We start from the raw sequence: 18,877 nt of genomic DNA, 5'->3' as shown, positions 1-18,877 counted from the left end.
TCTTGAATAATATGATGTCTGGTTAATAAACCGAACACTACATCATTTAGGATTTCTATAAATTGGCTCAGTTTGTAATATAAAATTATCCGTTACTGCTCCTTGAAAATTAGCTCCTTGAAGATTAGTTCCTTGAAGATTAGCTCCTATAAGAAAAGCTCCTTGAAGAAAAGCTCCTTGAAGATTAGCTCCTTGAAGATTAGCTCCTTGAAGATTAGATCGCAACATATTAGCTTCCAACAATTTGGCATCTTGAAACTTAGCAAGCATCATATTAGTTAAAGATAGATATGCTTTTGATAGATTCGCTCTTGATAAATTTGCCGATAATAGGTTTGCTCCTCCTAAGAAAGCCTCTGAAAGATTAGCGTCTGAAAGATTAGCGTCTGAAAGATTAGCCCCTGGTAAGCTAGCCTTTGAAAGATTAGCTCCTGAAAGATTAGTTCCGGAAAAGAAGTTAGCCTGTGATAAGTTCGCCTTTGAAAGATTAGCTCCTGAAAGGTCAGTTCCACTAAAATTAGCTCCCCAAAAATTAACCCCTAAGAGATTAGCTTTTGAAAGATTAACCCCAACAAACTCAGTCCTTGAAAAGTTTGCCCCTAAAAGATTAGCCTTAGAAAAGTTAGCTCCTAAAAAGTAAGCCCTCGAAAAGTTAGCCCCTGAAAGGTCAGCTTCTGAAAAATTAGTTTTTGAAAGGTCAGAACCGAATAGTTTAACCTGTATAAGTTTAGTCTTTGAAAAGTTAGCCCCTGAGAGGTTAGTCCTTGAAAGATCAGTCCCTGAAAGGTTAACTCCTGAAAGGTTAACTCCTGATAAATCACATCCGACACATTCACGATTACCATTCAGCAACTGTTTTAGTTGACCCTGTTTTAGTTGACTCTGTTGAAGTTGACCTTGAGGAGGTTGATAGTATTGAAGAGTTACAGCATGAACAATAATCATTAGAATACAAATACTGATGACAAATAAAATTAAGCGGATACTTTTACGCATTTTTTATTTTGGCAATTTGGAAAATCATCTCACAAAATCATCTCACATTTGAAATTACCAACAAGCAGTACGAGAACCCCATCGTGTGATCAGCGACTCTTGCGAAGCGCGTGACAGCGAGAGAACCCTTGACCAACCCCCAAGGTAGTCGAGAGTTTTGGAGACGCGGGCGTTAGCCCGTCGTCGTGAGAGCGGCGTTAGCCGCCAGTCAGTCTACTTGTTCTCACGTTCACTCTTGCTTTTATCGGGTAAAACTTCGATACAAGCAATAGCCACTTTTGCAAAATCATCGCGAAAATCAGGGTGAATAACTGCTAGATAGCCAGAGAAAGACAAGACCGAAACGATTAATAACATTTTTATTTTTGTCATTTTTTTTTGTGATTAACTACTAGGTACTTTGTCAAATTTCAATAATTTCTCTGTGGTGTATCCACAAATGAGTAGAGACGCGATCGCCTGCCAACATCCCTATACAAGAGGATTAAGTAAGCAAGCAGGTCACGCTGACTATCCCTAAACAAGAGGGTTAAGCAATTTTATGACAAGAGGGTATGAATGCAGATATCCCTAAACAAGAGGAATTAAGTATGTCTATACCAGAGGTTGAGTATGCGGATATGCCTAAACAAGAGGGTTAAGTTATCCTATGACAAGAGGATACAAGTATAGATATCCCTAAACAAGAGGGTTAAACTATGCCATTACAAGAGGGTATGAATGCAGATATCCCTAGACAAGAGGATATAACATTACAAGAGGACTTGTATAGGTATATCTGCATTCATACCCTCTTGTCATAGGATAATCTAACCCTCTTGTTTAGGCATATCTGCATACTCAACCTCTGGTATAGACATACTTAATCCCTCTTGTCTAGGGATATCTGCATTCATACCCTCTTGTAATGCTATTTCTTAACCCTCTTGTTTAGGGATAGTCAGCGTGACTTATTACCTGCTATACCCTCTTGTATAGGGAGTGGGACAGGCGATGGTGTGACCGCCAAGAGCGATGGCTACGCCCGTCAAAGGCATCGCTAGCGGGTACATCATCGCCCCAATAGTTATGCTTTGTTAGTTTGGTCTGGCATAACTTCTAGGAGCGTGGCTTCTACCTGTTCCAGGGCTTGGATTGTCATCGCTTCCAGCCTTGGCGTAACTAATACTAAGAGTTTAAAAATGGAAAAACTTCTGAAATTTTAAAGTCTTTATTAATTTGTAAAATCTCAACTCTATGATTTAAAATTAGACTATTCCAAAAAGCTTTATCAAGTGCATCAGACAAATATAAATAACGACATATTTTTATTAAGCAATCTTGAATATCGGTGACATTCCATCTATTTTTATAATGTTCTTCTAAATCTTTAAATTTAATATCTTTTTCATCATTTCGTTTTTCATTTAAAAATAAATTTACCTCATTAACTTGGTTGTAACTAATACTATATATCTGAGAAAATGGATGAAGAGCTAATTTTTCCTTCTCATCACCAAAATTATCTAAAATCTCTTCTTCAAATATTGGATGTACTGATTTTCTTATAGCATAAACATAGGAATCAGGATAAATATTCTTAATTTGATTATTAAATTTAGCTTGAAGAACTAAATGTTTTCTTATTTCTGCTAAAGCTGATAATGTTGAATTATCCATTTTTTACCCTCTACAACTATATAAAAAATTGGATTTAACATTAGATAGTACAAAAATACTAAATAGTGGAACAATAATATATCGTGATTAATAAAAAAAGTCAAGCCTATATAAAAAGGCGCGACCGAGCAAGATGCTTGCTCAACACTGGCTCTTGAAAACCTTATCAATAAAGCGTTTTAGCTTGGTAAGCAAAAATTTTCTTAATTTTTTCTTACTTGCATGAATTATCAATAGATATTAATTATCATGACTACCAAAATACTAACGTGACTACCAAAAACCAAAATCCCCAATCTAAAATCTAGGCGTGACTACGGTCGCTCCCCTCCATCTGCGGAATTTCATAGGCTAGTTGGGCGATCGCTCCTCTCCCCCACCACAATCGCCTACAGCAATTTTCAGGTACATTCCCATCACCAATACCCTACAGCCGCCTAAAATCGCAAAATTAACCCCGCCTATGAGCAAGGCGGGGTATTGGGAAGACGGCAGTCGAGGCAGTGCCATCACAATTAAGACAGTATTGTTTCACGCTTGCTATTGCTGGTAAGGGCGAAGCTTTTTACCAGTAGTATGATTGAAAAAATCTTTGATATCAGCATCACTTAAAACACGCTCTGGTGAGCTTTCTAATGGTAAGGCTTCACCATGTTTTAGTTGCCAAAACCGCTCAAATTTCGGTCTAAAGAAGTCGCTCTTAATTAGCTCCTCGCGTGCCTGAGCATCAATAAATCTACGCCCGTTTTTAATCTCATTCTGAACTTCAGTTTTCAGTTCTCGGAAAACCCTTATAGCTTCATGCCTTTCGCCACTGCTTCTCATGTTGTAAAACTCCAAAAATATGCACAATTTTAATTTATGGTTGATGGGCTAAGACTTCGACAACGTTCTCTCTCCTGCCGTAATTGAAGTAGAAATTCATCTGGGCCAATGTCAAGCGCAATCAATCTTTCAGTCAAATCACTTGCCGTTAGTGGTTGCAGCTTTAGATGAAGCTCTACTAGCTTGGCAAGCCCACTAGCCAAACTTGGAAGAAGTCGCGGGTTATCAACGCTTTCATCAATCGCGGATTCAAAAACGAGTAACCCTTTCTGAACAATATTTAGAAGTCGTTTTTGGCTAAACTCGTCGAATTCTGCCAGAGCATTAGGATGTATTTTTTCTAATGCCTGGACAGGAATTACTGAGTGCTTAATTAACTTATCAGCGCGGCGGGCTTTCTGCTGATCGCGCTTTCTTCCCCAGCCGCGTTTCACTCCTTCCCTTTCCAAGGTGCTTACCCCAACTTGAAATCGCTCGGCTAAAGTGCTATAGGTTTCCGCGTGATTTTCGAGGTAAAGTTGCTCAATTTTGGACAGTAATTGCTCATCTAAACGTTTTGGCATCGCAAACCCTCAACCCTCAACTCATTAGTCCTAAGATTCCCAAAGGAAGCGCATTGAGCTTATTGAGGGGATAGAAATTTGACCCTCAATATCAGGCGATCGCTTCTACTGCCTCTAACCAATCGGAGGGTACAGACCTTAACCCATTGGGGAAGATAACAGGAATATGCCAGCAAGATAGGTAAGGGTTAAAAAATGGCTCATTTTCAGCTGTTCCAATCACCTGCCCAAATTTTTCTGACAATTCTCGGTAAAAATCACCCCAGATAAAACCGGCTACTTCTAAACCTTGTCGCAATCGCAGTTTTAATCCAGTCCACGCACTTTTTACACAATCCTTTGGCTTTTGTTCCATACCCTCGGAATTTTTATATATATAAGAGATATCAGTAGGGTGTGGAACGCCCTCAACTGCTGATTGTGACTGCGTTTCGAGCGTTTCATTTCTTGGTGCTATTTTACCCTCTACTAGGCTTTGTGGGTGTAGAACACTATCTTGGTTTGCTGCTGCTTGTGCTTTCTCTATCACCCCTGCCAAAGTTGGTGTATGGGGTTGTCTGTCCATGTGAGCGATAATCTCTTGCAGCATTTCCCAGTGTTGAAGATTGAGCTTGTAAATATTACCTTCTGTGCGAGTTTTTTTGCTTTCACGTTCGACACAAAGGGTATTAAGAATTGCTCCGACTATTGCGGAATTGCTTACTTTAAATGAGCCTTTCTTGTTTTTCTCCAGCGAAACTGTAAATCCTAGCAGACGTTTGATATCGACTCGAAGCTTTCGTGCTTTGTCTGCCATTGCCACAACTTCAGAAGAATCATTAGTGTAGCTCCATCCTTGTCCTAACTTATTCAAAATTTCGAGAACACCTAACTCACAAAGTAGCCGTCGCCTCGCCGCATAAAATTTTTGGTCATAGACATCTGGGTTGCGTTCTCGGTCTGTGAGGTCATAGGCTACAGATGTAGCCTCATCACCAAGCAATACCTTAAGGGTTTTTACTCCTTGTGTAAGTTTTTTGGTGCGCTGCAACTTGACAATAGGCTGTGTAATTTCTAAACCAGTATCACGATGTAACTGTGTTTTTTTAAGTCGTTCACGTTCCGATTTTTTCAGATTGCCACTGTTGATTATGGCTGATTGAAATTCTGGATCGCTCATAAGTTCAGCATCAGCGATCGCTTTGTCCTCAGCTGACTTAATTTCTTTTTTCTGTTCCTTGTGAATGTTGCCTTCATCCGTCGTTAGTGGTTCTTCGTGGTCATTACATTCAAGCTTTAAGGTGAAGCCAGCCTCAATCAATAAATCATGCAACGATTGGAACGGGTTAGCTTTACTGGCATTTGCACGAGCAATAATGCTTAGTTTGTGGTGAATCCAGGGCAGATCCTCAAGGCTAATTTCACCTTTAGCATTGAGTAAAATACCCTGTTCTATTAGCTCGTCTAATTGGTCAATCGATGCAATTAAAGCATCAGTTTCTTGAACCTTTTTTACCAAATTTTTAAGTAGAATATCAGGCTCAATTTCTAGTGTCTTGCGTCTGGGATTAATCCAAACTATGATGTCGCACTCAGGGCGATATCGGAAAAGCATTTGAGCTTGAGAATTTGCACTAAGAACGTCACCAGAGAAGAAAGCGTAACATTTCCCAAAATGTTGTTTCTCAAAACTCAATGCTGTTCCCATCGTCATCGTGTAGCCGATTATCTGATAGTCTGTATAAATTTCGTCAGCTTTCTCAATTAGCTCTTTAGTACCTGGCTCATTACTATTGTCACCATGAGCAAAAAACATAGATTTATCTGGTATTCCAGCCTCTAGTAGCTGTAGCTCAATAGCTAATAAATCTGATTTGTTTTCGCAAGGAATGATAATCTTTTCCCCAAGCTTTGCATCATTAATCAGTTGAGTGAGTACCTCATCCTTGCGTTTGTTAAAGTTAAACACTATTGCTTGGCGGTTAATCCCTTTTTTACCCGTATGATGAATAAGAAAAGCTTGATTATTATCGCCGCGTACTTGCTCAATGTAGTTGAGAGTTTCATCGCATAAATCGCGGTCGCTAGCAATAATATAAGTAGCATTTTTGATCAGCCACTCTAGCTTAATTCGTGCTTTTAAACGAAGCTTACCTTTGAGGTTGCTATTGGTTTGGATTGAATTTAAAGCTTGCTCAATTTCGTCAAGAATCAGTATAAATGCTTCACCCTTCGCCCATTTTTCCGGGTCGAACATTGCAGCTAAAGATATATCCGTAATAGATAATCTAGGTGCAGATGTTACACCTAACTGCATATCTTTTAATTCCCGATGATGAAAACAGTCAAATTTAGGAGCGGTATTACTCAGCAATGCGTTTAGGTGTGCGACCTGAATAATTTTATGTTTCCACTCTTTGCCCCATGAACTGATTAAAAAGCTTTTTCCTATCCCCCAATCGCCTTTAATCCCAATGATTCCAGGTTGAATAGCCTCAAGCTTGATAGATGGTAAAAACCCATCTTTGACAACTATTTGGGCGTTGCGGGTAAATTTAAAACCAGCTCTATCCTTACGCCTTAGCTCGTATGCTTCCTTCCAATCATTTAGGTCAGTTGGCTTAAAGGCTTCAGTTTTATCTGTACCTGTGTCAGGAGTGAGAACTAGCTTTAACTGTTGGTCAGCGATCGCAAAAAATTCTTTGGCAGAAATGTACTGTATTTTTGGATATTCAATGCAGTTAAGCTCATCGATATCGCAATCATTTTTTGTGAATTGACCCCACCAAGCAAATTGAAAATCCCATCCGAAATTATCCAATAATTCAGTAACGAGTTTCAATCGCGCAACGACTTGCCGATTTTGTACATCTCCAGCGTCGGGGAAAATGACAAGCTTTTTCTCTCCTCCAGTTTGAGCTAATGCCCTATCAAGATCATCTTTTAAAAGATTAGGACTGACAGCAAACTGACCACCAGCCGCGCCGATGGTCAATAAATTAAATCGCCTACTAGTTAGAAACGGTTTCGCACCTGTACCTTCTACAAAGGCAATTCCTTTAGGCTTGGCAGGATGAAATACAGCTAAGGGATTCTCTAAGCTGTCTCCCACTAAAAGAGGTAATGTTTGTTCTGAACTGCTTACCCATCGATAACGTCCACCGTCACCAGGATTGTACAGCCGCAGCTGTAACGCTACGATACGCCCGTCAAAATCTCGAATTGGACACAAGTAACCATCACCGCTAACAATTAGCTTGTTACCGGACTCTGTGACCCCTGGTAGGCGTTTATCGAACTCCCTTGGTAGTTGTTGATATCTGGTGACAGATTTAAACCCACAATTAGCAATTTCTTCTGGGGTGAAACCTCTTTGCTCTAACTCAGCAATTAATTTTTCATCTTGTGGCAGACCGTCTAAAATTTCCGAGTAAAGCTTATGGCGATCGCAATTACCTAATGCTTTCTCTCGCTTGTGTTGGTGTTGCTCTTGGGCCTGCTGGTGTAGATAAGCTTTGCGCTGCTCCCATTCCCGCCGCCGTTCTTCTGTCCATTCTTGAGAATTATCAGGTTTGAATGTGGCTGTATGTCCATTGCTAGGTTTTACACATACATAGCCATTAGCCTTTTCGCCTTTTCGGGCATCTGCCAGCCCGTGACAGAAAACTGTATCATCTGCAAAAACTCGGCAAGCTCCTGTGAGGTTCTCGCAGATTGGACAAGGATTATTTTTGTTCGTGGGGATTGGGCGACTACTAAGCATTTGTCACCCCCATCAATGCCTTAACGTTGGCTTTAACTTGGAGAAGTACAGATGCAACTTGACCTCCTGAAAAATTTTTCAGGAGGTGGCCATCTCTTAAATATCTGGTTTTCGTTCGGCGATCGCACGTCACCTTTAATCGAAATTCGCCGTTGCAAAACTGACAATTTTCTCTCACGCTTCCACCTCCAAAGTTTGAAAGTTAGCGAGAATAAAAATTGCTGTATCGCCTGTGTAGCCAGAGTTTTTGAGAATGGTTAGGCAGTCTGTGAGACTATAACAGTGGATCTGTTTGACTAGTTGTTTTTTAGTTAAAGTTTGTCGTAGAATAGTCTCACATGACCCCTGCTGTTCTTCAAAATTTATGAGGGGTTTTTTCATTTTTGGGCGCTTCTTTTTGTATCGTGTAGCGCCTCCCATCGAACGATTTCGAGTAATTCAGTGCAAACTGGAGTTTATTGATCTGGAGTTGACTAATATTACCTGAAATCGTAAGAGCTACAAGCAATACCAGTAAACGGTTTAGAGCAATTTGGTGGTACTTCAGGTGCAATAATATTACCTGTAATTACCCGAAATCGTTGAGAACCAACTTAAGATATTAGTAAGTAAAATTTTTGGCTTTCTGTCGGTTCTCGATGGGAGGCTTTTTCTTTTTCAATTTCTATTCATACCCTCTTATATAGTCATAACTTTACCTCTTGTATAGTCATTTATAAGCCCTCTTGTATAGGTATAGATAAACCCTCTTCTATTAGGTATATCTACATTCATACCCTCTTGTACTGTCATAACCTAGCAGGCAGTCACTTGCAAGGTATAAAAAACTGACTTCTAGCTTACAACATTTTCAACTGGTATGAGCGCAAAGTCTTACTGAGTAGGGTTTTTTGCAATATTTACTTGCAACTGAAAGTAGAGTTTTGTTACCTAAATTACTCTATTTGCTATATATAGGCGCTGTTTGATATCTAAGAGAATATAAACTACAAGTAGAATTCTGTTAATTTTTGCGATCGCCTTCACTTGACCTTATGAAAAATTTTTCATAAGGTACAGTACTCTCTTCACAAGCTACTTCCCCCTGAAGCGATCGCCCTTAGAATTAGTTCAACGGTAAATTTTTTCATGATGCCAGCCTTTTCCTAATCTCAGCCTCAAATTGTTCATTTGTTGCTGTAATTACTCGTCCTGGCTTTGCTCGCATGATGCTAAGGAAATGCTGAAATGCTTCTTCATCCTGTGGATGTGCGATTACATATTTCCTCAGTTCAGATTCATTCAAACTCATGTACTCGGTCATCCTGTTATTGTCTCCCCATTGCTAAGAATTTCTACTTGAATTGTTTCTCCAACCAGCATCACTATTCTGTTGGTGCGTTCATCGTAGCGGACAAGCTCTATGCTTTGAAGCAAGTTGCTGACTGTAACGCATTTGATGAAAAAGGCTTTTAGCTGTTCACTTGTAGGCATGGAAATATTAATATTCTGTCTGTTCGGCTAGTGACACACTCCACTACCCCCCGCCGCGATCGCCGCTTGGGAAGTGCCTCGGTCATGCTGGTTCCTTATCATCTTCTTTAATGTATTTCTCCATAAAAGCTGCAATAACATCACTCATGGTTTTACCTTGAGTGACGCATTTACCTTTAAATTTTTGACGTAATTCAGGGGGAACAAAAACTCTAATCTCGGCCATATCTTTTTTGCTCATCCAAAATATAACTCCTGTTTGTCCACTATATCCAGTACGTCAAACAAATAACCTATATAACAATCTTATCCTGTTGGACATTAACATAAGCATGTCAAATATGCCTACTAGTGGATATGGTGGATACAGTTGCTATACTCAGCTTAAAGAAGCAATCGATCGACAACCAGCCACTAATTAGCGTCCTACGAGTACCCCAAAGATTCATTACACAAGGGGTTTAGCGATTAGACGTTACATTTTGCTGCTTAATTTATCGATTGATAGCTAATTAACCATTAATTCACATTAATTACTGTAGTCAACCCATGAAACCTAGACGGAGCAAACATTCTACAGACTTAGACTCATTCCTTGATTTCCCCTCTACCAAAACATATTTAGCTGAGGTCTTGGGTGTGAGCCGCTCGACCTTGGTCACTTGGGAGAATTTAGCCTTCTGGAGAATTCCCAGTTTCAGAGATGCGTATCCCAAAACCCACGATGGCAGTTTTGACCGCGAGTCGCCTTTGTCGCCCTATCAAGCATGGGTTTTAGGCAGAGTAGGACGGCTAATGGCACAGCTACGACGTGGCGAACGGGTAAAGCAGTATATCGCCAAAAACCCCAACGATTTTTCTAGATACCGCTATCAGCAAGCATTCCAGCAATTACAGAAATTACAAAAAAGAGCGTAAATCATGGCAACACGGAAGAGAACCACAGCACCAACAGCAGACACAATCAGCATTCATGATGCTTGCCTAAAATACGTGACCACAGAGCAAGGACTAAGACTTGCTTTAAGCCATGTTCGCCCTGACGATTTCGACACTGTAAAGGCGATTTCAGAATTAGATTTAGAAGCCATCGCCCCATACTTTCAGCCAAAATTGCCAACTGAAACTCTCGAAACACCTATACAGCAAACATCTCAACCAACCACAGAACAGCCAGAAAATACCCTATCTCTACTAGGGCAACAGCAACATCTAACCACCAATACCCAATGCCCAAGCAATCACGCTCAACTCACTTTAATTGAGCAATTGGCAAAACAGTCCAGTGAAGAAATCGCCGCCGTCGATGCCATCGCCCAAGTTAAGAACCAACTCATCCTCAATAATTTGGCCGTTCGTCAGGCAGAACTAACAGAGGAATTAAATCAGCGCTGGCAAAATCAAAAGCAAGGATATTTGGGAGTGATTAGAGACTTGACTGGCCAAGCAGTGCAAAAGCCAGAAGTTACCCCAGATGAAACCGACCTTACCCAAGAAATTGAAGGCATCATCGCCGAACTGGGAAAAAAGTTAATCGTCTGAGATGGATCAACATTCTGCTGTCTCCTCTGGACTTCACTAACTCGTTACTAGAAAAAATATTCTCACCATGACCCAACAGCTTCAGCAACTACTCAATCAGGCTCACACACTTTTAGACCAAGTATTAAATGATCCGCAGTACCAAACGCTTTTAAAGCGAGGGTTTACGCCAGAAAGTACAATTTTCAATGCTCAGAGATTAATAGCTTCTCTCGATCTAGAAATCAAAGATTTCACTGAAAAATCTATGGTCGAGCAATTGGTAGATGTGATTGCCAACGCAAGACTCGAAGCCTCAGAAAAGATAGCTGAATACATAGTTTCTGAGACAGAAAGGCAAGATGTTAGCTTGTCTGATTTACTGTTTGGCTTTGCTCAAGTAGCTTTTAATCGCGGTCTGGAAGAATCTGCAAAATTTTTGGAGAATGCCAGTGAAAAATGCAGAGCATAAATCGAATGACCGAGTATCACTAATCCTACTGCTAGAAGAAGCCTTTGAAGTCCTGCACAAAATTGAAAAACATCCTAGCTATCAAGGGCTTTTACAGCAAGGCTATGCACCTGATTTAAACGTTGCCGATGCCAAGACTTCTCTTGAATATCTGTGGACTGAAATTGTACCGTTCGATTGCAGACAGATGCAGGCTGAAGAACCTAAAGATAGGACGATTGAGCTTATAAAGTTGCTGGTTTGGTTCATGAAAGAAACTAACCGCGCCAAGAAAGCCGACAGTAACTAGACGTGGAATTTATCACCGTTCTGCTCAAAGTCGGCAACGCTTTTCACTCCCAACATAAAGCGATCGCCGTACCGTCCAAAGTAAACGCGATCGCCCGGTCATAACCCTTTACAAAGTAATAACCAAATGAAATTCTACTCTCTCCTAACAGCCATGTCTCTTATGGTTGGATTTATCACGCCTATCCCTGCTATTTTCGCCAGCAATCCACATAAAGCAGTAGCCGCAACAGAACACTCTAACCCGCCGCCAGAACCCCACCACAGGGGGGAAGGCAGACGCTAATTAAACGGGTGTAAAAAAGCGGGGAATGATGGCATCCCCCGCGCACTTGTAAAATCCCATCCTGGGGATGTGTCTTAATTACTCATGAATTATCCCATATCCCTCTCGTACACAAAGGTTTATGGATGAATTAGATAATCAAATTCAAAGTGCAAAAACAGACGAAAAAGAGCTAAATCTTGTCCTGAAAAAATATGACTTAGATGAAGAGTTAGCACTTGAATTTAGCGAAATCGACAAGGCATTTAGGCAATTAGAAATTAAATACCAATCTTTACTCAGCGTTAGAAAATTTTTCAACAATGGCTAAAATTGACACTACAAAAGCAGCGGCTCAAGCTGTAGCAGAAAAGCTGGCAGGACGTAAACAAAACTCGACATCTAGCACTAATAATTCCACATCTGCCACATCTGCCACATCTACCACTGTCCCCATAGATAGCCGCATTCCTGGCTTGATGACGGTAACTCCTGATTTGATATCAGGAATGATGCCAGCTTTTAAGCCAGAAGATTACCGAATAAATGACCCTTTAAACCCGGACGTAACTCTCCCACAAGCAACTCAAAGCCAGTTTGATAAGGGAATGAAAATTTATGAGGGTTCTACACGAGCGCTCAAACTTACAGGTGCAGCGCTCGACCTGACACGCGAGAAATTTACTGTCATTGGTAAACACTCAAAAGCTTTTGGTGCTGGTATCCAAGCAGCAACCGAGATTGAGAAAGTCAAAGGTAATTATTTGGATTACCTTAATCAAAAAGAAGTGACTACCCAAAAATCAGTTGCTTTAGATGTCAGCCAAGTTAAGACCATTGCCGATACGAATATTTCCATTTATAGCAAAGATGAGCTTGACCAAAAACTATTGCAAGCACAGATTAAAGCTGAGGAATTGCGGCTAAAAACTGTTGAGTCACAAGGAAACCTGGCAAGCTTTAAAGCACAGTTGGGTGATTACCTAGAGGTAAAATCATGAAATTATCTCACGGCTTAGGGCTAAGTGCTTTTAGCTTGTGTTCGGTAATAGCGGTTGCTTCTGGAGGGTTCACCAACGATATAGCCAAACTAATCTCTATTCTGGGTGTAGGAGCATTGCCAGCAAGTTTTATTACTTACTTTATCGCGGATACTAAATCACAAAGACTATTAAACGATGCTGAAACCAAGAACAAACAAGCAGGCGAAACACTCCATAAAATAATCAGGGAATTTGAAAGGAGCAAGTCAAAGTTAGCCAACGCTACAAGCCTTCTAGAATCCTTGAAAGATGAGCTTAAGGAAGCTCGGAATACTATCAACTCACTAGGTCACAGCAAACTAGAAAACACGGGTTTAATCGCCCAACTGCAAGCCAGGTTAAATGAATTATCTACCCAATCTCAAAAAGATGCCCAACGCATTGAATATCTGGAAAGTGAGACTGAGCAATGGGAATTTAACTTTAAAACTCAAGTAGAAACAGAAGCTAACAAACGCTTTCAGGTTGCCAAGTCACACGAATTAGAAAAAATTTACACTGAACACGATTCTATTACCTCTGAAGCTATGCAGTTGTTTAGACGGCTGCAATCATGGTCGGAGAAAGTACACCACGGGCATCAAAGTAAAGCAGAAATTATCAAGAGTTTGGCAAGTAGCTACAACGAAAATTTAGACGAGGTAGTTGAGGCGATCGCACATGAGCGCCAAAACTACCTTCTTCAAATCGAGCTACTAAACGAGCGCGTAGGGCAGTTACAGCAACAATTACTTGGTGATTTAGTAGAACCCGTGTATGGTGACTTTGGCTTTGATATCAACGGGAAAATCGCCAATGAGATAGCGCGTATCTTGTTTACTGATATCAGGTTAGCTTTAAACGTTAAAGGCTTCCATGTGAAGCCTGACGGCGTTGTAGATGTGGGTTATGGGTATTCGCGCTCTGTTCACCCCAAAGCAATTGTAGAAGCTATCAGCAAGCATTCAGAAGTACTGGTTAAGAAACTGGGATTATTCAAAATTACCAGCGTTCGCAAGTTAGAAATAACCGACTGTATTGTGGTGAGTTACCGTGTAGAACCAGCTATCAAAGCAGATGAAATCAGGTTGATGCTTGGGACTGCTGACGAGTTTATTAATTACGTGGTCAGTCATCCAATTCGTTATCGGCTGATAGCAGATCCGGGCATGGGGAAAACTCCCACAAGCGCGGTGATGATTAGCGAAATTTTGAAAGCTGGTTGCACTCGCGGCAATACTGGCAAGGGTGAGAGAGTGCCACACACCTTAGTAAATGTGAGTTATCCCGGTGCTGTCGGTTCACTCAAAGATTCTAGTTATCCCCTTGATATTTTTCTTCAATATGGCGACACAACTGCCGCTATTAAATCTTTTGAAGATTGTCTAGACGATGGTAGATTCCGTATTCACAATCCCAATTTTGCAGCTAACTACTTTCAAATCTGGGTATGGGAAGAGTTAGACAATACCCTTAATTCTTCTAGTGAACCATACGAAACAGGCGAAAACTTCAAGAAAATTCTCAAACAGTTTGGTCATAATAACATTGGCTGGATTGTGTCGGGTCAATCAGTGATGACCAAACAAATCCCAGGTTTTACCAATGATGATCGGTCGCTGTTTACTGAAATTATCATTGGCATTCCCAAAATTAGACATTACCTAAATACCTACGGAAAGGGGAAAAACAGCGAGTCTAATTTGGCTAAGTTAACTCGTAATTTAGACGCTATCGAAGAATACATCGACCATAAAAACGAGTTAGTTACCGACGATGCCAGATTGTTAAGAGTAGCTTTAATAGTTGACTCTCGCTCACCCAAGCTTTACTTTTTACCCAATCTGGATAAGGTGAGTTTTAACTATCAAGAAATAGACCAGACAAAGCGACTGGCAAGGGTTGCCAAGTCCTCTGGCACGAGTGACACTTTTTTGGCACGTAGCACCTCAAATGCAAGCACAGTAAGCGCTGACACAATGGTAGGATTGCCACCAATTTCGACTATAGGGGGTAATCACCAATCTGGCACAAGTCCCCACTGTCCCCACTGTGGAAGCGCAAATTTGAAACGACAAAACGATAACAGATATCGCTGCTGTGAGTGCAAGAAACGCACAGTTAGCAATAAGATAGTCTGGAAATAAATATATGGACTTTGATGAAATCTCGACGATTATCTATCAGCCCAAAAATGACCATGAGCCGGGATTTATTTATTTAATGGAGGCAGAGGGGTATCACGGCTTAATCCCTGGTGCATGGTTGCGTAGATGTAAAATTGGATTATCCAGAAATCCCGAAGCTCGACTTGATAATTTTCATCGCAATCAACCGCCTTGTAATGTGAAAATCCTCAAGACTATTTACGTAGAGGATATGGCAGAGGTAGAGGGCGAATTACATCAACAATTTAGCCAATGCAATGTTGAGTTAATCAAAAGTCAAGAGTGGTTTGATTTTAATCCAGTGCAATTGATGATGGTTAATTGGGAGTTTGAGAAGCGATCGCTTCATGTTTTCAGCATTAGCGACTTGCCAATTAAGCTAATCATTTTCAGCATGATCGGGGTATTGTTCGTGGGGGCGATCGCTGGCAGATTGACAAATTCATCAGCTAACTCTGTGATACAGCCACAAGGACAATTGAAAAAGTAAGCAAAAATTAAGGCAGGTTGTTAGCCTCCCTTCAATTTATAGAACGGTGTATTGCCTATCCGGTTAACTTCGGTAGCAAAACACTTATCCCTATACAAGTCACAATGTATTGACATCTACTTATTCCTTGTTTACTATCTAAATATATAAATTTTCTCTAAAAGTAACCAAGGAATTAGGGAGATGTCTAGAGAACTAAAGGGTGTTGATGAATTAGAAAACACTTATATTGACGAGCGTGTAAGCTGGCTACTACCTCAGTTTGAAGCTTTGGCCCCATACAAGCTAACCCAGAGAAAGAAAGGTGTAGGTGATTTTTTGGGATGGGAGCGATTAGCAGTTATTGAAACCAAAAATTTAAAAATCAATTACCCGGACTCGCGCCCAGAAGACGAAAAAGAGTATGGCACGGCATTAAGGCAGATTACAGCATTGAAAAAAGCACTTCTTACTGCTGCAAAAACAGAATTGAAAGATCATGCTTTAATCAATCCAGTCAAAACAATCATTACTCATTTTGGCAATGCCCTTAGCTACCAATTCGCAAGCTATAAAGAGCGTCAAAACTCACGCTACAGAGAGACTGTAACAGAGCGTAGGGAAAAAATAAATAGGATTGAAATTGACCTTACAAACTCTCTCAAATATGCCCACAATGTTCTGACTGATATCAAAAATGGTCAGGATGCTAATTGGCTCGATGTCAGCTGTGCGGTCGCACTCGCAACAGGCCGCCGTATGGCAGAAGTGCATCTATCAGCCACCTTTGAAAAAATCGACACTTACAAACTTGCTTTTAAAGGTCAACTCAAAGGCAAAACCCGCAAGATAAGGCAGGGTGATAAGGCAGTCCATCTCAGAGATGTAATCTTTAAAATTCCTACACTAATAAGTGCTGAATTGGTCTGTTTTGCCTTGCAGTGGCTTGATGAAAAAGGTAAGCGTTTTCCGCAAGATGAAGACCCGGAACGAGTAAACCGACGCTTTTCTAAAACCTTAAACGAAGCTTGTAAATCCTGGGACATTTTCCCAACTGATGAGCGTACTTATCATAAGTTTCGCGCCGCATATCTAAGAGCCGCAATTGTGAATGATGGCAACGTTGACCCCTACGACTTCATCGACTTTGCAAAGCTTGTGCTAGGTGATGACGATGAAAGCACTATCAACGCCTACAAGCGTTATGAAATCAAGTCTGGAACGCTTACCCGTGTTTAATCAATCCCTATACATAACCTCTTGACAAAGCAATATAAGAGGGATAGTATAGGTATATTATATTTATAAACAAGAGGGTTAGTATAGGTATATGAAGAACACAACTACTGTAGACTCTATCAAAAAACAATCTGATGAAAGCCAACTGATGTATGGTCAAAGGCTTGGGCAAGAACTAGTAAAAAAGCTCAAAGGTAAAAAGGAAGAGTCTGTAATTCGTGAAATAACTTTGGAATATTGGCAAGCGATTATTGATGAAATTCCCAACGAAAACAGTATTAAACGACCTCGAACAGCTTTTAGGAATGCGATTGAACAAGCTTTTCCTTCCAGTGAGAACAATAAAGCAGGTTACTATCTCACCAAAGCTGGAAAAAATAAACCTGAACGTTATGAGCATCTTTCACTTTGGTATGTGACCACAAATCAAGATAGGTGGGATATCAAAAGCGATGACGAACGTTCTAAATATTTCGCTCAATGGGAAAAACCAAGCTCTGAACAGCTATCTGAAATTGAAACTGAAACTGAAACTAAAACTGAAACTAAAACTGAAACTAAAACTGAAACTGAAACTGAAACTGAAACTGAAACACGATTACAAATCACCCTTGATGATATAAATATTTCAAGTTTGCAACTGGATGTAGAGACGGCTCTTATGGTAGAAAGCGCTTTAGCTCACTCTGGTATAACACTTGCTGACTTTGTGCGCCGTGCAATCCATGTGTACGCAAAAACCATCACTGGTAAAGTTAAGCAATCTTCAGAAGACTTGACAGCAGTATCAACAGAAGATTTAAAAAGTGACTCTTACAAAACCCATCCTGGCAGAGCAGACGAATTAACTAGACGCGCCATATACGCTCTGGAAACACACAATAATAATTGCACCGAGAAAGCCCAAAAATGGCACATAAATCAAACTGCCATTCAATCTCTCACAGGAAGTAAACCAGCTACCATCAAGGCAATTTTAGAGAATTACCAAACTCGAATTGATGACCACAACCTCAAGCACGATTTAAACCCCTACGATAATCGTAAAGGGAATGGTCGCAAAATTGAATTAGAAATCGATTTAACTGCACTTGTACCAGATGGGCAAGATGTGACGTAGCGATACCGGGGCTACACCTGCTCAGTAGCCGCAATTTGTGTGATGTCGTCTAACAGATATTTCCCGACATCTCCCCCTACTGGGGAGAGCATCGACAACGCCGCCGCCGCCCCCAACACCTGCTCGTCAGTCACTTCCAAATATTTCTGCAACTGCTCTAAATTCCGATGCCCCGAAATTTCCTGAATAACTCTCAGTGGGATGCCAGCGTTACTCATCTGGGTGAGCGCGGTACGCCTGAAGCTATGGGTACTGACTCCAAAAATATCTACCTGCTGACAAGCTGTTTTCAGTATCCTAGCTGCTGAGTCATGGCTGATATGTCCGTTACTGCGACCGGGAAACAGATAATCATCCCCTGCCAATGGGTAGTATTCAACCAGTAAACGCCGTAGGTCTTCAATCACTGGTATGGCCCTAGTGGCAAGTTTCCCCTTGGTGTTTGACTTTCTAATGACAAACTGCGGTCTAACGTTTCCCTTGGGTGTGTAGATATCTTGAGTTTGTAGCGTACAGCATTCACGGATTCTACAGGCACTAAACAGGCAGACACCGAACAAAGTGCGATCGCGATCATTGTCTAAGCCATCACTGAAAATTAGCTGTATCTCTGACTGCGTTAGAACTTTGGCGCGTCCGTGTCGATTTATTTTCATTGGCAGACTGTAGACCCGGAACCCTTAGTCTACAACGATTTTACACATGATTTGCATAACTGTTTGACTAAGATTAGCTATCGCGCTGATATTCCCCACTTTCTTGAATAATATGATGTCTGGTTAATAAACCGAACACTACATCATTTAGGATTTCTATAAATTGGCTCAGTTTGTAATATAAAATTATCCGTTACTGCTCCTTGAAAATTAGCTCCTTGAAGATTAGTTCCTTGAAGATTAGCTCCTATAAGAAAAGCTCCTTGAAGAAAAGCTCCTTGAAGATTAGCTCCTTGAAGATTAGCTCCTTGAAGATTAGATCGCAACATATTAGCTTCCAACAATTTGGCATCTTGAAACTTAGCAAGCATCATATTAGTTAAAGATAGATATGCTTTT

At 40.7% G+C, this 18,877-nt stretch carries 25 protein-coding genes; 11 read left to right on the top strand and 14 right to left on the bottom strand.

Annotated features, from left to right (window positions below):
* Positions 1–42 precede the first annotated feature (42 nt).
* From FCR06_RS30720 to FCR06_RS30685, 12 genes are all read right to left on the bottom strand, one after another.
* The gene (locus FCR06_RS30720) at positions 43–996 is read right to left on the bottom strand and encodes a pentapeptide repeat-containing protein (protein WP_138506561.1); all 954 of its coding nucleotides are present in this window, start codon (positions 994–996) and stop codon (positions 43–45) included.
* Positions 997–1,209: 213 nt separating this feature from the next.
* Entirely contained in the window at positions 1,210–1,368 is a 159-nt protein-coding gene (locus tag FCR06_RS33200; RefSeq protein ID WP_189523642.1) for a hypothetical protein, read from the bottom strand.
* Positions 1,369–2,163: 795 nt separating this feature from the next.
* Positions 2,164–2,655, bottom strand: a complete 492-nt coding sequence (locus tag FCR06_RS30715; RefSeq protein WP_138506559.1) for a hypothetical protein — start codon at positions 2,653–2,655, stop codon at positions 2,164–2,166.
* A gap of 351 nt (positions 2,656–3,006) precedes the next feature.
* Positions 3,007–3,165 (bottom strand): hypothetical protein, encoded by a 159-nt coding sequence (locus FCR06_RS33195; protein WP_189523641.1) that lies wholly within the window; start codon positions 3,163–3,165, stop codon positions 3,007–3,009.
* A gap of 30 nt (positions 3,166–3,195) precedes the next feature.
* Positions 3,196–3,480, bottom strand: a complete 285-nt coding sequence (locus tag FCR06_RS30710; RefSeq protein ID WP_138506557.1) for a hypothetical protein — start codon at positions 3,478–3,480, stop codon at positions 3,196–3,198.
* 29 nt (positions 3,481–3,509) lie between these two features.
* Positions 3,510–4,043: a hypothetical protein gene (locus tag FCR06_RS30705; RefSeq protein ID WP_138506555.1), complete on the bottom strand. Its 534-nt coding sequence runs from the start codon at positions 4,041–4,043 to the stop codon at positions 3,510–3,512.
* Between the two features lie 91 nt (positions 4,044–4,134).
* The gene (locus FCR06_RS30700; RefSeq protein ID WP_138506553.1) at positions 4,135–7,785 is read right to left on the bottom strand and encodes a plasmid replication protein, CyRepA1 family; all 3,651 of its coding nucleotides are present in this window, start codon (positions 7,783–7,785) and stop codon (positions 4,135–4,137) included.
* Positions 7,778–7,963, bottom strand: a complete 186-nt coding sequence (locus FCR06_RS30695; RefSeq protein ID WP_138506551.1) for a hypothetical protein — start codon at positions 7,961–7,963, stop codon at positions 7,778–7,780. The genes FCR06_RS30700 and FCR06_RS30695 overlap by 8 nt, the downstream gene beginning before the upstream one ends.
* Positions 7,960–8,166 carry a hypothetical protein gene (locus tag FCR06_RS30690; RefSeq protein WP_138506549.1) on the bottom strand — a complete coding sequence of 69 codons (207 nt, stop codon included), beginning with the start codon at positions 8,164–8,166 and terminating at the stop codon, positions 7,960–7,962. Before FCR06_RS30690 ends, FCR06_RS30695 begins: the two co-directional genes overlap by 4 nt.
* 745 nt (positions 8,167–8,911) lie before the next feature.
* Positions 8,912–9,088: a DUF6887 family protein gene (locus FCR06_RS33190; RefSeq protein ID WP_189523640.1), complete on the bottom strand. Its 177-nt coding sequence runs from the start codon at positions 9,086–9,088 to the stop codon at positions 8,912–8,914.
* Positions 9,085–9,258 carry a DUF6888 family protein gene (locus FCR06_RS33185; protein WP_189523639.1) on the bottom strand — a complete coding sequence of 58 codons (174 nt, stop codon included), beginning with the start codon at positions 9,256–9,258 and terminating at the stop codon, positions 9,085–9,087. The genes FCR06_RS33190 and FCR06_RS33185 overlap by 4 nt, the downstream gene beginning before the upstream one ends.
* An 82-nt stretch (positions 9,259–9,340) precedes the next feature.
* The gene (locus FCR06_RS30685) at positions 9,341–9,499 is read right to left on the bottom strand and encodes a copy number control protein (protein ID WP_223280366.1); all 159 of its coding nucleotides are present in this window, start codon (positions 9,497–9,499) and stop codon (positions 9,341–9,343) included.
* Positions 9,500–9,807: 308 nt separating this feature from the next.
* Here FCR06_RS30685 and FCR06_RS30680 point away from each other — a divergent pair, with 308 nt between their 5' ends.
* From FCR06_RS30680 to FCR06_RS30635, 11 genes are all read left to right on the top strand, one after another.
* Positions 9,808–10,176: a hypothetical protein gene (locus FCR06_RS30680; RefSeq protein WP_138506548.1), complete on the top strand. Its 369-nt coding sequence runs from the start codon at positions 9,808–9,810 to the stop codon at positions 10,174–10,176.
* A 3-nt stretch (positions 10,177–10,179) separates the two neighbouring features.
* On the top strand, positions 10,180–10,800 hold the full coding sequence (locus tag FCR06_RS30675) for a hypothetical protein (protein WP_138506546.1): 621 nt from the start codon (positions 10,180–10,182) through the stop codon (positions 10,798–10,800).
* Between the two features lie 67 nt (positions 10,801–10,867).
* Complete coding sequence (locus tag FCR06_RS30670) at positions 10,868–11,251, top strand: hypothetical protein (protein WP_138506544.1); 384 nt, start codon at positions 10,868–10,870, stop codon at positions 11,249–11,251.
* Positions 11,232–11,540, top strand: a complete 309-nt coding sequence (locus tag FCR06_RS30665; RefSeq protein ID WP_138506542.1) for a hypothetical protein — start codon at positions 11,232–11,234, stop codon at positions 11,538–11,540. Before FCR06_RS30670 ends, FCR06_RS30665 begins: the two co-directional genes overlap by 20 nt.
* Before the next feature lie 153 nt (positions 11,541–11,693).
* Positions 11,694–11,825, top strand: coding sequence for a hypothetical protein (locus FCR06_RS34480; RefSeq protein ID WP_262984726.1), 132 nt, complete (start codon positions 11,694–11,696; stop codon positions 11,823–11,825).
* Positions 11,826–11,946: 121 nt separating this feature from the next.
* The gene (locus FCR06_RS30660; protein ID WP_138506540.1) at positions 11,947–12,135 is read left to right on the top strand and encodes a hypothetical protein; all 189 of its coding nucleotides are present in this window, start codon (positions 11,947–11,949) and stop codon (positions 12,133–12,135) included.
* A complete protein-coding gene (locus FCR06_RS30655; RefSeq protein ID WP_138506538.1) occupies positions 12,128–12,805 on the top strand; it encodes a hypothetical protein in 678 nt (225 codons plus the stop codon). Before FCR06_RS30660 ends, FCR06_RS30655 begins: the two co-directional genes overlap by 8 nt.
* Positions 12,802–14,973: a hypothetical protein gene (locus tag FCR06_RS30650; protein ID WP_138506536.1), complete on the top strand. Its 2,172-nt coding sequence runs from the start codon at positions 12,802–12,804 to the stop codon at positions 14,971–14,973. The genes FCR06_RS30655 and FCR06_RS30650 overlap by 4 nt, the downstream gene beginning before the upstream one ends.
* Before the next feature lie 4 nt (positions 14,974–14,977).
* The gene (locus tag FCR06_RS30645; protein ID WP_223280365.1) at positions 14,978–15,484 is read left to right on the top strand and encodes a GIY-YIG nuclease family protein; all 507 of its coding nucleotides are present in this window, start codon (positions 14,978–14,980) and stop codon (positions 15,482–15,484) included.
* 183 nt (positions 15,485–15,667) lie between these two features.
* Complete coding sequence (locus FCR06_RS30640; RefSeq protein ID WP_138506534.1) at positions 15,668–16,702, top strand: protelomerase family protein; 1,035 nt, start codon at positions 15,668–15,670, stop codon at positions 16,700–16,702.
* A gap of 91 nt (positions 16,703–16,793) precedes the next feature.
* Positions 16,794–17,822 (top strand): hypothetical protein, encoded by a 1,029-nt coding sequence (locus FCR06_RS30635; RefSeq protein WP_138506532.1) that lies wholly within the window; start codon positions 16,794–16,796, stop codon positions 17,820–17,822.
* Positions 17,823–17,833: 11 nt separating this feature from the next.
* Here the strand turns inward: FCR06_RS30635 and FCR06_RS30630 are convergent, their stop codons facing one another.
* Both FCR06_RS30630 and FCR06_RS30625 read right to left on the bottom strand, forming a co-directional pair.
* Positions 17,834–18,478: a tyrosine-type recombinase/integrase gene (locus FCR06_RS30630; RefSeq protein WP_138506530.1), complete on the bottom strand. Its 645-nt coding sequence runs from the start codon at positions 18,476–18,478 to the stop codon at positions 17,834–17,836.
* A gap of 143 nt (positions 18,479–18,621) precedes the next feature.
* Positions 18,622–18,877 (bottom strand): pentapeptide repeat-containing protein (locus FCR06_RS30625; RefSeq protein WP_138506528.1); only part of this gene is annotated, 256 nt, incomplete at its 5' end.

Origin of the sequence: Nostoc sp. PA-18-2419 (assembly GCF_005869855.1) — a bacterium.
Lineage (GTDB): Bacteria > Cyanobacteriota > Cyanobacteriia > Cyanobacteriales > Nostocaceae > Nostoc.
The sequence above is the reverse complement of the archived record's forward strand: the minus strand, read 5'-3'. Positions and strand labels throughout refer to the sequence as shown.